Source organism: Ochrobactrum sp. SSR, from assembly GCF_030067775.1.
Lineage (GTDB): Bacteria > Pseudomonadota > Alphaproteobacteria > Rhizobiales > Rhizobiaceae > Brucella > Brucella teleogrylli.
In genome coordinates this window covers 1834815-1849163 of sequence record NZ_CP125969.1, presented here as the reverse complement: position 1 = coordinate 1849163, position 14349 = coordinate 1834815, and the positions used below count along the sequence as shown (strand labels likewise).

Below are 14349 nucleotides of genomic sequence, written 5' to 3'. Positions count from 1 at the left end.
AAAAGCCGCCTTCGGGCGGTTTTTCTTTGCCGGAAATTTGCCCGCAATCGGATGGGCGGCAACCAATGTGGCAATCGTGGAACAATTATGAAGACGATAGGTGAATTGGGAAGATATCAGCAACGTCGCCGTCTGGCGATTGGCGTTGTGATTGCGCTGCTGGTGATCGCGCTGCTTTTCGTGCGCTCGGCCTGGGTCGGGCACGCGCATGAATATATTGAGGCGATCGGCATCAGCTTCATCGTCGCCGCGATTCTCGGGCGCCTGTGGTGCACGCTTTATATCGGCGGGCGCAAGAGCGCGGAAATCGTGCGCAGCGGTCCTTATTCGATCACGCGCAACCCGCTTTATGTGTTCAGCACCATCGGTGCGATGGGCATCGGCGCGCAGACGGGCAGTATCATCGTGGCAGCCGGCTTCGGCGTGCTTTGCTATATCGCCTTTTCCATCGTCATCCGCACAGAAGAAAAATTTCTGGAGCAGAATTTCGGCGAGCCTTACCGCGCTTATTGCCGTGAGGTTCCACGCTTCTTCCCGAAGTTTTCGATCTATAGCGACGACGCGACGGTCACGGTGAAGCCGGACCGGCTCTATCGTACTTTCATAGATGGGCTGGTATTCTTCGTAGCCTATCCGTTCTTCGAATTTATCGAGTACCTGCAGGACATCCATGTCTTGTCGGTTTTGTTGCGGCTTTATTGATCAATTTCGGTTGATTCAGCCATTGCGTTTTATGGGCTTTAAGCCTATAAGGCCGCGTTCGAACCGCCCGGCAGGGCATGCCGTGGCGGTTTCGTATGCTTTTCAGGCTTGGTCTGCCTGAAAGTAAAAACAGATTTCGGTCGGTTTCAGGCACGAACGCCTTCCATAACAAGAGGCGTGGAGTGCCGCAGGCACGACGGGGATCGCAATTAAGGAGTAGCAAAATGCCCAAGATGAAGACCAAATCGGCCGCGAAGAAGCGGTTCAAAATCACCGGCACTGGCAAAGTTGTAGCTGCGGCTGCAGGCAAGCGCCATGGCATGATCAAGCGCTCGAACAAGTTCATTCGCGATGCACGCGGCACCATGGTGCTCTCGGAAGCAGATGCGAAGATCGTAAAACAGTTCCTGCCTAACGGCCTCTAAGCCGCTGTCCTTTAAGGAGATCATGATATGGCACGCGTAAAACGCGGCGTTACCTCACACGCCAAGCACAAAAAAGTTCTCGATCAGGCTGCCGGTTTCCGCGGTCGTCGCAAGAACACCATCCGCACCGCCAAGGCTGCAGTTGACCGTTCGAAGCAGTATGCTTACCGCGACCGTAAGAATCGCAAGCGTACGTTCCGCGCGCTCTGGATCCAGCGCATCAATGCTGCTGTCCGCGAGCAGGGCCTGACCTATGGCCGTTTCATCGACGGTCTGGCCAAGGCTGGTATCGAAATCGACCGCAAGGTCCTGTCCGATATCGCAATCCACGAACCGGATGCATTCGGTGCGCTGGTTGCATCGGCAAAGAAGGCTCTTGAGTACCTCAAGAACACCGAAACGCCGAACGCTTTTGAAGGCGCTGTCCGCTAAGCCAGCCCTTCCCAAGTGACATTGTGAATTTGGGGAACCCGCGCTGGCTCGGCTGGCGCGGGTTTTTCTTTCTTATCTGGTGCCCGGTGCCGATATCGCCGATCAAGAGGCGTGGGTGTTGCAGGCGCGCAGGGAAATAGACAAGAGGCGTGGAGTGCCAAAGGCACGACAGGGATGTAAACAAGAGGCGTCGAGTGTCCCTTGGACACGAGAGGGATATAGACAATGAGCGATCTTGAACAACTCGAACAAACGATCATGGGCGAAATCGCCGCCGCCAGCGATGAGCAGGCGATTGAAGCGGTCCGCGTCGCGGCACTGGGCAAGAAGGGCACGGTTTCCGAGAAGTTGAAACTGCTCGGCACCATGACGCCGGAAGAACGCCAGCTTCAGGGCCCGGCGATTAACGGCCTGAAGAACCGCGTCACCGATGCGCTGACGGAGCGCAAGTCTGCGCTGCGCAAGGCTGCGGTTGCGGCCCGTCTGGAACGCGAAAAAGTCGATGTGACGCTGCCGGTTCGTGAAAGCGCTGCCTCGCGCGGCCGCATTCATCCGATTTCGCAGGTGGTGGACGAAATCACGGCGATCTTCGCCGATATGGGTTTCTCGATTGCCGAAGGTCCGGATATCGAAACTGATTACTACAATTTCACCGCGCTGAATTTTCCGGAAGGGCACCCGGCGCGCGAGATGCACGACACGTTCTTCTTCAATCCGGATGAAAAGGGCGAGCGCAAGCTTCTGCGCACGCATACATCGCCGGTGCAGGTGCACACGATGGAGAAGTTTGCAGCGATCCGTGACAAGGAAGGCCGCGACGAGCCGATCCGCATCGTGATCCCGGGCAAAACCTATCGCATGGATTCCGACGCCACCCATTCGCCGATGTTCCATCAGGTCGAAGGTCTGGTCGTGGACAAGTCGGCCAATGTCGCCAACATGAAGTGGGTGCTGGAAGAGTTCTGCAAGGCGTTCTTCGAAGTGCCGTCGGTGACGATGCGCATGCGTCCGAGCTTCTTCCCGTTCACGGAACCATCTGTCGAAGTGGATATCCAGTGCGACCGCTCCGGCCCGCATGTGAAGTTCGGCGAGGGCAATGACTGGCTCGAAATTCTGGGCTGCGGCATGGTGCATCCGAATGTGCTGCGCGCTTCGGGTTATGACCCGGACGTCTATCAGGGCTTTGCCTGGGGCATGGGTATCGACCGCATCGCCATGCTGAAATACGGCATGCCGGATCTGCGCGCTTTCTTCGATGCCGATGTGCGCTGGATCAACCATTACGGTTTCCGTCCGCTCGATCTGCCGACGCTGTTTGGTGGCCTCAGCGCATGACGCAATTGCCCGAACCTTATCGCGATGCCGTGACTTTCGCCTTTGGCGATTCGCCGGAACTCGCCGATGAGCTGCTTGCGCTGGTTCTGGCAGGTCGCAAGACTGCGACCTGCGCCGCGCTTGCCTCATTCGGTGAAGACGGCGAGCCGATGCCGGTCATCGGTCGTCGCGATGTGGTTCTGGATGGTCTTGGCCGACCCGCTGCGGTGGTCGAAACCGTCGAACTGACGGTCTGCCGCTTTGATGAGGTTGATGCCGCATTTGCGGAACAGGAGGGCGAAGGCCCGCTGGAAGAATGGCGAAAGGGCCACGAAGCCTATTTTCGCCGCAACGGCGGCTTCTCTCCAGATATGGAATTGCTTTGCGAGCGCTTTCGCGTTGTCGAAGTGCTCAAACGCTGATTTTTAGGAAAGAACACGATCATGAAATTCACGCTTTCCTGGCTCAAGGATCACCTTGAAACCGATGCGACGCTCGACCAGATCGTCGAGAAGCTGACCGATATCGGTCTTGAAGTGGAATCGGTCGATGACCGCGCCGCCTTCAAGGCTTTCAAGATCGCCAAGGTGGTGAGCGCCACCCAGCATCCCGATGCCGACAAGCTGCGCGTGCTCTCCGTCGATACGGGCGATGGCAAGCCGGTACAGGTCGTTTGCGGCGCGCCGAATGCCCGCGCCGGTCTGGTCGGTGTTCTGGGCCGTCCGGGCGACTATGTGCCGGGTCTCGATGTCACGCTGTCGGTCGGCAAGATTCGCGGTGTCGAAAGTTTTGGCATGATGTGCTCCGAGCGTGAGCTGGAACTGTCCGACGAGCATAACGGCATTATCGATCTGCCAGAAAATGCACCGGTGGGCACAAGCTTTGCGGCCTATATGGGCCTTGACGATCCGATTATCGAAATCGGCCTCACGCCGAACCGCGCCGATTGCACCGGTATTCACGGCATTGCCCGCGATCTGGCAGCCGCCGGTCTCGGCACGCTGAAGAACACGCTGCCAGCCGCCGCCAAGGGCGAAGGCGAAACGCCGGTGAAGATCGTTCTCGATCAGGATGCGGAAAACCCGTTCTGCCTTGGCTTTGCGCTGCGCATGGTCAAGGGCGTGAAGAATGGCCCGAGCCCGAAATGGATGCAGCAGCGTCTGAAGGCAATCGGCCTGCGCCCGATCAATGCGCTGGTGGATATCACCAATTACGTGACCTTCGATCAGGGCCGTCCGCTGCATGTTTTCGACGCGGCCAAGGTCAAGGGCAATCTGACGGTGCGTGCGGCGCGTGAAGGCGAAACCATTCTGGCGCTCGACCAGCGTGAGTACAAGCTGAAGCCCGGCATTTACATCATTGCCGATGAAAACGGTCCCGGATCGATTGCGGGCATCATGGGTGGCGAGCATTCCGGTTGCGACGAGAACACGGTCGATGTGCTGATCGAATCCGCGCTTTGGGATGCGCGCATGATTGCACGCACGGGTCGCGAACTCGGCATCGTCACCGATGCGCGCTATCGGTTCGAGCGCGGCGTCGATCCGGAAATGATGGTTCCGGGTGCGGAAATTGCGACCCAGCTGGTGCTGGACCTGTGTGGCGGACAACCAACGGTTCTCGACGTTGTCGGTTACAAGGCGCCAGCTGCGCGCGTCATCGATTTCCCGGTCACGGAAGTAAAGCGCCTGACAGGTATCGAGGTTTCCTACGACGCTTCGCTCGATATCCTGAAGCGTCTCGGCTTCGGTGTCGAAGGCGATGGCAAGGTCATCAAGGCAACGGTGCCGACATGGCGTGGAGACGTGGAAGGCAAGGCCGACCTCGTTGAAGAAGTCATGCGTATTCACGGCATCAACCAGATCGAGCCGCAGCCGCTGCCAAACCATGGCGCCGTCAATGGCCGCATCCTGACCACCTTGCAGATTCGCACGCGTCATGCCCGCCGTATGCTCGCTTCGCGCGGCATGCTGGAAGCGGTGACCTATTCCTTCATTTCCGAAGCGCAGGCCAAGGCATTTGGCGGCGGCCAGCCGGAGCTGAAGCTTGCCAACCCGATTGCAGCCGACATGTCGGATATGCGTCCGTCGCTTCTGCCGGGCCTCTTGGCTGCGGCACAGCGCAATGCGGATCGCGGTTTTGGCGATATCGCTCTGTTCGAGGTTTCGGGCATCTATGAAGGCGACACGCCGGAGAAGCAGCGCCGTGTGGCCGGTGGTATCCGTCGCGGAACGGCGGGCGTTGAAGGCGCTGGCCGCTTCTGGTCGGGCAATGCGGCGACCGTTGGCGTGTTCGACGCCAAGGCCGATGCGCTGGCGGCGCTGGAAGCTGCCGGTGCGCCGGTTGATCGCATCCAGATCGAAGCCGGTGGACCGGAATGGTTCCATCCGGGCCGTTCCGGCACGCTGAAGCTCGGCCCCAAGGTCGTGCTTGGCTATTTCGGCGAGTTCCATCCGGACACGCTGGAAGCCCTCGACGTGTCGGGCAATCTCTGCGGCTTCGAAATCTATATCGATGCGATCCCTGAGCCGAAGGCAAAGGCGACCCGCACCAAGCCTGCGCTCAACCTGTCGCAGTTCCAGAGCCTCAAACGCGACTATGCTTTCGTGGTCGATGCCACCGTCGAGGCGGGCAATGTCGTGAAGGCGGTTTCGGCAGCCGACAAGAAGCTGATCGTCGGCGTTCAGGTGTTCGATATCTTCACCGGTGCATCGCTTGGCGAAGGCAAGAAGTCGATTGCGGTTGAAGTGCTGCTTCAGCCGCAGGACCGCACCCTGACCGACGAAGATCTGGACGCATTGTCGAAACAGGTTGTGGCAAGTGTCGCCAAACAGACCGGCGGCGTGCTGCGCGGATAAGCAAAAAGTAAAAAGCCCGGCTTCAAGCCGGGCTTTTTACTTTTGCGGGCATGGCGCGCATGGCCATGTCGATGATCTTTTGCACCGCGGCCCGCGAACTGCCGTCGCGCGCCTCATAGGAGAGGCTCTGCTGGATCGCGTGGTAGAATTCGCTCATCTGGGCGATGTCGGTTTCGGGCGGCAGGTCGCCCTCGCGCAAGGCGCGTTGCAGGCGCTTGGAAAGCAGGTCCTGATTGGTGTGGCGAATGGCTGTCAGGAATTCCTTGACCGGGACGTTCTCCGGTTTGCACTGGATCGAGCTGACGCTGATCATGCAGCCGCCAGCAGGACACGCAAAAGCGCTGTCTGCGCTCAATTCAAGCCAGAGGCGTATGCCGTCCTGAATGGTGGCGGCGACTTCCAAAGCTCTGAAGGGGGCAGCGCCGATGGTGCGTCGGTAAAAATCCACGGCCTCGCGGAAAGCCAGCTCCTTATTGCCGAAAGCGGCATAGAAGCTCGGCGGCGTAATGCCTATGGCTGCCGTGAAATCGCTGATCTGGGCGCATTCATAGCCTTTGGCCCAGAAAACTTTCATGACCTTGTCCAGCGCAGCATCGCGATCGAAACTGCGCGGGCGACCGCGCGAAACCATTTTTCCTCCCTTTCTGTAGTCTGTCTTATATAATTCTCTTGACGCGCTCGAACAAGTCGATATGAATTATATAATCATTATTACATAAATAGGATTCGTCTCCATGAACGATTCGTGCGATTCTGCCCTTGCGGCGGAGGGGACGGTTGCGTCCCGTAAAGAGGCGCGGGCAATACCGCTGGTTGTCTATTGTCTCAGTCTCGGCGTTTTTGCGCTGACGACCTCCGAACTGATGATTTCGGGCATGATGCCCTCGCTTCAGGAAGCTTTTGGCCGCTCCATTGCCGATATCGGCAATCTGATTTCGCTCTATGCCTTGGGCATGATGGTCGGCGGTCCGCTGGTAACGGTGCTGTTTCTGGCCCTGAAGATCGAGAACAAGCGCGGACTGCTCGGCCTTTTGATCTTCTATGCGCTCGCGCAGAGCGTTGCCGCCTCCACCAGCAATTTCCAGGTGCTTCTGGCCGCCCGCGTGCTGACCGGCATGGCCGCCGCAACCAGTTTCGGCCTCATGCTCGCCATTACGGCGCAACTCGTCGCGCCGGAACTGCGCGGCCGGGCATCCTCGCTGGTCTTTGCCGGATTGATGCTCTGCACCGTGCTGGGCGTGCCGATTGCAACGGCGATCACCAATGCGTTCGGCTGGCGCGCCAGCTTCTGGAGCATCGTGGTGCTGATTCTGCTTTGTGCGCTGGTCATCGCGCTGAAGATCGAAACGACCCGTGACGGACCGCAGGCCGATCTGCGGTCGGAGCTGGCGGAAATGCGCAAGCCAAAACTCTGGGCGGCCTATGCCACCAGCGCGCTGGTCATCGGCTCGTCTTTTGCGGTTTACAGCTATCTGTCGCCGATCACCGTGGAATTGGCCGGATTTTCGGCCATGCAGGTTCCGTTCCTGCTCGCCGTCTATGGTGCGGCCAACATCGTCGGCAACTATGTTTCCGGTCGCTTTGCCGATCGGCACACGATCATGACGATCTTTGCAGGTCTTGTGGTGATGCTTGCAGCCATGCTGATCTTCGCGCTTTTCGCCGAACTCAAGCCTGCCGCAATCCTCGCCATCGTGATGATCGGCCTGACCGGCATTGCCTTGAACCCGGCTTTCGTGGCGCGTGTGATGCGCATTGCCCATCCCGGCGCATTGGTGAATGCAATGCACGCATCGGTTATCAATATCGGCCTCGGCCTTGGTCCATGGATCGGCGGTCTGGCGATGGAAGCGGGATATGGTCTCCACGCGCCACTGTGGGTTGGCTTCGCCATGACACTGGCCGGGCTGTTGACGCTTGCGCCGCCAGCCTTGCGGCGGATGTGAATTTACGCCTTTTTGGAAAGAACGCCTGTAACGGGATTTTTCCTTTTGTCTTTCGGTCAAACATGTCATCGATTACCACCGGTCACGAAATCGATGATAGTGTTCAGCCGCGAAACTAAAGGAAATGGCATGTTCCGTTGGGGTATTCTTTCCACCGCCAAAATCGGCGTCACGCAGGTGATTCCCGCATTGGCCGCGTCGGATAATGGCGTGGTCCATGCGATAGCGAGCCGCGATCACGCGCGTGCCCGCGCCGTGGCCGACCGTTTCGGTGCCCCGCTTGCCTTCGGCTCCTATGAGGAATTGCTGGCCAGCGATCAGGTGGACGGCGTTTATATCCCGCTGCCGACATCGCAGCATATCGAATGGACGATCAAGGCGGCGGAAGCCGGCAAGCATGTGCTGTGTGAAAAGCCGATAGCGCTGAAAGCCGACGATATCGACCAGCTCATCGCCGCACGCGACAAGCACAAGGTCACAATCGCCGAGGCCTTCATGGTCTATTACCATCCGCAATGGATCAAGGTGCGCGCATTGCTGGCCGAAGGCGCCATCGGCACGTTGCGCCATGTTCAGGGCGCTTTCAGCTATTTCAACGTCGATCCCGGCAATATGCGCAATCAGCCCGACCTCGGCGGCGGCGCGTTGCCGGATATCGGCGTTTATCCGACGGTCGTAACCCGCATGGTCACGGGCAAGGAGCCGCTCTCCGTGCAGGCTTCCGTCGAAATCGACCCGAATTTCGGCACTGACCGCTATGCCAATGTCGCGGCCCGATTCGACGGCTTCGACATGACTTTCTATGTAGCGACGCAGCTTGCCGGGCGTCAGTTCATGGTTTTCCACGGCGACAAGGGCTTCATCGAGGTTCATGCGCCGTTCAACACCGGCAAATATGGCCATAGCCGCGTGACGCTCAACGACGCAGGCCATACGGAAGCGACGGAATGGTCGTTTTCGGACGTAAACCATTATCAGTTGCAGGCGCAAAATTTTGTGCGCGTCGTACAGGGCGAGGATGTAGCCTTGTTTTCATTGGAGAATTCCAAGGCCAATCAGCGCGTCATCGACGCGATCTATCGGGCGGGCAAAAATAATGGTTTCGTAGACCTATAGGTTCCCTGTAGGGATCGTCCGGATAAAGACCTGTCAGATTAGCCGGGAAGGAATTTATGACTGTCCGGCTGTTCTGACTTGCAGTGAAAAAGCGCCTTTCTTATATACGCCTCGCACAGGGCTTCGATGACAGGCCGAGGGGTCTTGAAAAAACCTCCGGAAACCCAACCTTGAAGCGGGCATTGTGAAAAACCGTAGGAGCCGCCCATGGAACGCTCGGTAGAGGTCTTGGCGGTTTGCTGAATGGAGAGAAATATGGCTAAAGTTATTGGTATCGATCTGGGAACGACCAACTCCTGCGTCGCCGTTATGGACGGTAAGAGCGCGAAGGTCATCGAGAATGCCGAAGGCGCCCGCACGACGCCTTCCATCATTGCTTTCACCGATAGTGACGAACGTCTCGCTGGTCAGCCTGCGAAACGTCAGGCCGTCACCAATCCGGAAGGCACCCTGTTTGCAGTCAAGCGCCTGATCGGTCGCCGTTTCGACGATCCGATGGTCACCAAGGACAAGGATCTCGTCCCTTACAAGATCGTCAAGGGCGACAATGGCGATGCCTGGGTAGAAGTTCACGGGAAGAAGTATTCGCCATCGCAGGTTTCCGCGATGATCCTTCAGAAAATGAAGGAAACGGCTGAATCTTACCTCGGCGAAACCGTCACGCAGGCCGTTATCACGGTTCCGGCTTACTTCAACGACGCCCAGCGTCAGGCCACCAAGGACGCTGGCAAGATTGCCGGTCTGGAAGTGCTGCGCATCATCAACGAGCCGACCGCTGCTGCGCTCGCCTATGGTCTCGACAAGAGCGAAGGCAAGACTATTGCCGTATACGATCTTGGCGGCGGCACCTTCGACGTGTCGGTGCTTGAGATCGGTGACGGCGTGTTCGAAGTGAAGTCCACCAACGGTGACACGTTCCTCGGCGGTGAAGACTTCGACATGCACATCGTCGACTACATGATCACCGAGTTCAAGAAGGAAAGCGGCATCGATCTGAAGAACGACAAGCTTGCTCTGCAGCGCCTCAAGGAAGCTGCCGAAAAGGCCAAGATTGAACTGTCGGCTGCCCAGCAGACCGAAATCAACCTGCCGTTCATCACCGCTGACGCAACGGGTCCGAAGCATCTGGCCATCAAGCTGTCGCGCGCCAAGTTCGAAAGCCTTGTCGAAGACCTCGTCAAGCGCACGATTGAGCCGTGCAAGGCCGCTCTGAAGGATGCCGGTCTCAAGGCTGGTGAAATCGACGAAGTGGTTCTGGTCGGCGGCATGACCCGCATGCCCAAGATCCAGGAAGTCGTGAAGGCCTTCTTCGGCAAGGAACCGCACAAGGGCGTGAACCCGGATGAAGTCGTCGCCATGGGCGCGGCCATTCAGGGCGGCGTTCTGCAGGGCGACGTCAAGGACGTTCTGCTGCTCGACGTGACCCCGCTGTCGCTCGGCATCGAAACGCTCGGTGGCGTGTTCACCCGTCTGATCGACCGCAACACGACCATCCCGACCAAGAAGTCGCAGACCTTCTCCACTGCCGAAGACAATCAGTCGGCTGTGACGATCCGCGTCTTCCAGGGCGAGCGTGAAATGGCTGCCGACAACAAGATCCTCGGCCAGTTCGACCTCGTGGGCATTCCGCCTGCACCGCGTGGCGTGCCGCAGATCGAAGTGACCTTCGACATCGACGCCAACGGTATCGTCAACGTATCGGCCAAGGATAAGGGCACCGGCAAGGAGCACCAGATCCGCATTCAGGCTTCGGGCGGTCTGTCGGATGCCGACATCGAAAAGATGGTCAAGGACGCCGAGGCCAATGCCGACGCCGACAAGAAGCGCCGCGATGCCGTTGAAGCCAAGAACCAGGCCGAAAGCCTGATCCACTCGACGGAAAAGTCGCTGAAGGATTACGGCGACAAGGTCTCGGAAGACGACAAGCAGGCCATCGAAGGCGCGATCGCTGCGCTCAAGACCTCGCTTGAAGGTGACGATGCCGAAGACATCAAGGCCAAGACCCAGACGCTCGCTGAAACGGCGATGAAGCTCGGTCAGGCCATGTATGAGGCAGCGCAGGCTTCTGAAGGTGCGGACGCCGAAGGCGGCGAGCAGGCTTCGTCCAAGGACGATGTCGTTGACGCCGACTATGAAGAAATCGACGACGACAAGAAGAAGTCGTAATCATCTGCCGCTGACAGTGAAAGCCCGGCTCCATGCCGGGCTTTTGCCAGTTTCGGTATTCGGCAGACGATGAATAATAACGAAGGCTCCGGTTGGGAGTCCGGTCCAGCCGCCGGGGTAACGGACGTATGAAGATCGATTATTACGAAGCATTGGGCGTAGAAAAGTCCTGCGATGACAAGACGCTGAAAGCGGCTTTTCGCAAGCTCGCCATGCAGTACCATCCTGATCGCAACCCGGATAATCCGGAAGCTGAACGCAAGTTCAAGGAAATCGGCGAAGCTTACGAAACGCTGAAGGACCCGCAGAAGCGGGCAGCCTATGACCGTTTCGGCCATGCTGCCTTTGAAAATGGCGGCGCAGGTGCCGGTTTTGGCAATGGCTTTGCGGGCGCGGGCGGTTTTGCCGATATTTTCGAAGATATTTTTGGCGAGATGATGGGTGGCGGTCGCCGCCGTTCCAGCAACGGTCGCGAACGCGGCGCCGATCTGCGCTATAATATGGAAGTGACGCTCGAAGAAGCTTTCGCCGGCAAGACGGCGCAGATTCGCGTGCCGACCTCCATCACCTGTGATGAATGCTCCGGTTCGGGTGCCAAGGCGGGTTCGCAGCCCACCACCTGTACCATGTGCTCGGGCTCGGGCCGGGTGCGCGCGGCGCAGGGCTTCTTCTCGGTGGAACGCACCTGCCCGACCTGTAATGGTCGCGGTCAGGTCATCAAGGATCCTTGCGGCAAGTGCCACGGTCAGGGCCGCGTGACGCAGGAGCGTTCGCTTTCGGTCAATATCCCGGCCGGGATCGAGGACGGCACCCGTATTCGCCTTGCAGGCGAAGGCGAAGCCGGAATGCGCGGCGGTCCGTCGGGTGATCTCTACATCTTCCTTTCGGTCAAGCCGCACGAGTTCTTCCAGCGCGACGGCTCCGACCTTTATTGCAAGGTGCCGATCTCGATGACCACGGCGGCGCTGGGCGGCCAGTTCGAAGTCTCGACACTGGACGGCACCCAGACCCGCGTGAAGGTTCCCGAAGGCACGCAGAACGCCAAGCAGTTCCGCCTCAAGGGCAAGGGCATGCCGGTTCTGCGCCAGCAGGCGGTGGGCGATCTCTATATCCAGATCGATATTGAGACGCCGCAGAACCTGTCGAAGCGCCAGCGCGAATTACTGGAGGAATTCGAAAAGCTCTCCTCGCAGGAGAACAGCCCGAAATCAGCCGGGTTCTTCTCGCGGATGAAGGAATTCTTCGAGGGAATAGGTGAGTAAAAAAGGGGAGCCAAACGGCTCCCTTTTTTCATATTTTCCTTATTCCTGCCTTGCTTAAGGAATTGAAAGCGGCATAAGCTTGTCCAATAACGACAATGGGAGCATGCGGAATGGCAGGTCAACTCGGCAGGAAACTCGCCGCGAAATTCGACGAGGAAATCCGTTTTTTCAAAGGGTGGATTGACGGGCCGAAAGCGGTAGGCGCCATTCTGCCGACCAGCTCCATCACCGCGCGGCGCATGGCAAGCGTGATCGATATCCATTCCGGCCTGCCGGTTCTCGAACTTGGGCCGGGCACCGGCGTCATCACCAAGGCGATCCTCAAGCATGGCGTGAAGCCATCCGATCTTTATTCGATCGAATATTCGCAGGATTTCGTCGAGCATCTGAACAAGACCTATCCCGAGGTGAACATCATCCAGGGCGATGCGTTCGATCTCGACACCACGCTCGGCACCATGAAGGACCAGCAGTTCGACAGTATTATTTCTGCCGTGCCGCTGCTCAACTTCCCGATGGCGCGCCGTGTGCAGCTTATCGAAGATATGCTGACGCGCATTCCCCGCGGCCGTCCGTTCATGCAGATCACTTATGGACCTCTGCCGCCGGTTCCAGCCGGTCGCGGAAACTATACGGTTCAGCACTATGATTTCGTCATGCGTAATGTTCCTCCAGCACAGCTGTGGGTTTACCGCAGGCCGCTCGGCTGATTGACTGTCCGTGATTGTATTTGCTGATTCTCGGAGTTGTCCATGACCGCACGTGTTCTTGTCTTCGCCGGTTCGATCCGTATCGGCGCTTTCTCGGGTCATATGGCGGATGCCGCCGAACAGGAATTGCGGGCGCAGGGTGCGGAAGTCACCCGCATCACGCTTGCTGATTATCCGTTGCCCCTGATGGACCAGAATCTGGAAAAGGAGCATGGCGTTCCCGAAAACGCCATGAAGCTCGGTCGGCTCTTTGCCGAACACGACGCGCTTCTGATCTGCTCGCCGGAATATAATGCATCGATCCCGCCGCTGCTGAAAAACACGCTCGACTGGGTCAGCCGGATTTCCAAGGATGGCGACCAGCCGCTGCGGCCCTATAGCGGGCTGACGGTCGGTCTGTGTTCGACGTCGGATGGCATGTTCGCCGGTATGCGCGGGCTCTACCACCTGCGCGCGGTGTTGATGGCGGTTGGAACGCAGGTCGTGACCGAACAATGTTCGGTCGGTCGCGCCTCGGTGGCATTCAACGAGGATGGCACCCTCAAGGATGAGCGCAGCGCCAAAATGCTCACAGCCGTCTGTCAGAGCGTGATCAGCCGGGTCGGCTGATTCTCCGTTCAATCTGCATATTTCGGGGCGCGGTATCTTTCGTACCGCGCCCCGTTGTGCGATTAGAACAAAAATTGCAGCGGAGAATTTCATGACGACGACAGAATTGCGCGATCAGCTGATCGTGGGCCTCGACGTGCCGACTATCGCCGAAGCGGAAAAAGCCGTTGAGGAACTCGGTGATGCCGTGTCCTTCTACAAGATCGGCTATCAGCTGGTTTTTGCGGGCGGTCTCGATTTTGCGAAGAGCTTGATTGCGGCGAAGAAGAAAGTCTTCCTCGACATGAAGCTGCTCGACATCGACAACACCATCGCCAAGGGCGTGGAGAATGTTGCGAAGATGGGCGTTTCGATGCTCACGCTCCATGCCTATCCAAAAGCCATGCGCGCTGCCGTCGAAGCCGCCAGAGGGTCAGATCTCTGCTTGCTCGGCGTGACGGTTCTGACGTCGATGGATGATGCCGACCTGCGCGAAGCGGGCTATTCCGACAATGCGGAAACGCTGGTCCTGAAGCGCGCGCGTCAGGCGCTGGACGCCGGCATGGGTGGTATCGTCGCTTCCGCAGCCGAAGCTGCCGCCATTCGTCAGGCCATCGGACCGGATATGGCGGTGGTGACGCCGGGCATTCGTCCCGCAGGCGCGGAGAAGGGTGATCAGAAGCGTGTCATGACGCCAGCGGATGCGCTTCGTGCCGGCGCCAGCCATCTTGTCGTGGCGCGACCGATTGTCGGCGCAGCGGATCGCAAAGCGTCTGCCCTTGCCATTCTGGAAGAAATGCGCTCCGCTGCGTAAATAGTTTTCGAGGAGG

General features: G+C 58.5%; 14 protein-coding genes. 13 read left to right on the top strand and 1 reads right to left on the bottom strand.

Annotated elements, in window-relative coordinates:
- The first annotated feature begins 87 nt into the window (after positions 1-87).
- The 6 genes from QLQ11_RS08700 (at position 88) to pheT (ending at position 5731) form a co-directional block, all read left to right on the top strand.
- Entirely contained in the window at positions 88-702 is a 615-nt protein-coding gene (locus tag QLQ11_RS08700; protein ID WP_109370063.1) for an isoprenylcysteine carboxylmethyltransferase family protein, read from the top strand.
- A gap of 224 nt (positions 703-926) precedes the next feature.
- Positions 927-1127 carry a 50S ribosomal protein L35 gene (rpmI, locus tag QLQ11_RS08695; protein WP_024898386.1) on the top strand — a complete coding sequence of 67 codons (201 nt, stop codon included), beginning with the start codon at positions 927-929 and terminating at the stop codon, positions 1125-1127.
- A gap of 27 nt (positions 1128-1154) precedes the next feature.
- Positions 1155-1559: a 50S ribosomal protein L20 gene (rplT, locus tag QLQ11_RS08690; protein WP_105543029.1), complete on the top strand. Its 405-nt coding sequence runs from the start codon at positions 1155-1157 to the stop codon at positions 1557-1559.
- Between the two features lie 225 nt (positions 1560-1784).
- A complete protein-coding gene (gene pheS / locus QLQ11_RS08685; RefSeq protein ID WP_109370064.1) occupies positions 1785-2894 on the top strand; it encodes a phenylalanine--tRNA ligase subunit alpha in 1110 nt (369 codons plus the stop codon).
- Entirely contained in the window at positions 2891-3295 is a 405-nt protein-coding gene (locus QLQ11_RS08680; protein WP_109370065.1) for an ASCH domain-containing protein, read from the top strand. The genes pheS and QLQ11_RS08680 overlap by 4 nt, the downstream gene beginning before the upstream one ends.
- Before the next feature lie 21 nt (positions 3296-3316).
- Positions 3317-5731, top strand: coding sequence for a phenylalanine--tRNA ligase subunit beta (gene pheT, locus QLQ11_RS08675; protein ID WP_371835860.1), 2415 nt, complete (start codon positions 3317-3319; stop codon positions 5729-5731).
- Between the two features lie 22 nt (positions 5732-5753).
- Here pheT and QLQ11_RS08670 read toward each other — a convergent pair whose 3' ends face one another.
- Complete coding sequence (locus QLQ11_RS08670) at positions 5754-6362, bottom strand: TetR/AcrR family transcriptional regulator (protein ID WP_109370067.1); 609 nt, start codon at positions 6360-6362, stop codon at positions 5754-5756.
- Between the two features lie 103 nt (positions 6363-6465).
- Between QLQ11_RS08670 and QLQ11_RS08665 the strand changes: the two genes are divergently transcribed.
- From QLQ11_RS08665 to pyrF, 7 genes are all read left to right on the top strand, one after another.
- On the top strand, positions 6466-7677 hold the full coding sequence (locus tag QLQ11_RS08665; protein WP_109370068.1) for an MFS transporter: 1212 nt from the start codon (positions 6466-6468) through the stop codon (positions 7675-7677).
- Positions 7678-7806: 129 nt separating this feature from the next.
- Positions 7807-8793 (top strand): Gfo/Idh/MocA family protein, encoded by a 987-nt coding sequence (locus QLQ11_RS08660; RefSeq protein ID WP_109370069.1) that lies wholly within the window; start codon positions 7807-7809, stop codon positions 8791-8793.
- 255 nt (positions 8794-9048) lie between these two features.
- A complete protein-coding gene (gene dnaK, locus QLQ11_RS08655) occupies positions 9049-10959 on the top strand; it encodes a molecular chaperone DnaK (RefSeq protein WP_109370070.1) in 1911 nt (636 codons plus the stop codon).
- 128 nt (positions 10960-11087) lie between these two features.
- Positions 11088-12221 carry a molecular chaperone DnaJ gene (gene dnaJ / locus QLQ11_RS08650; protein WP_109370071.1) on the top strand — a complete coding sequence of 378 codons (1134 nt, stop codon included), beginning with the start codon at positions 11088-11090 and terminating at the stop codon, positions 12219-12221.
- Positions 12222-12331: 110 nt separating this feature from the next.
- Positions 12332-12931: a phospholipid N-methyltransferase PmtA gene (gene pmtA / locus QLQ11_RS08645; protein WP_109370072.1), complete on the top strand. Its 600-nt coding sequence runs from the start codon at positions 12332-12334 to the stop codon at positions 12929-12931.
- A gap of 42 nt (positions 12932-12973) precedes the next feature.
- Positions 12974-13540, top strand: coding sequence for an NADPH-dependent FMN reductase (locus tag QLQ11_RS08640; protein ID WP_109370073.1), 567 nt, complete (start codon positions 12974-12976; stop codon positions 13538-13540).
- Between the two features lie 91 nt (positions 13541-13631).
- Positions 13632-14333: an orotidine-5'-phosphate decarboxylase gene (pyrF, locus tag QLQ11_RS08635; protein ID WP_109370074.1), complete on the top strand. Its 702-nt coding sequence runs from the start codon at positions 13632-13634 to the stop codon at positions 14331-14333.
- Positions 14334-14349: the final 16 nt, after the last annotated feature.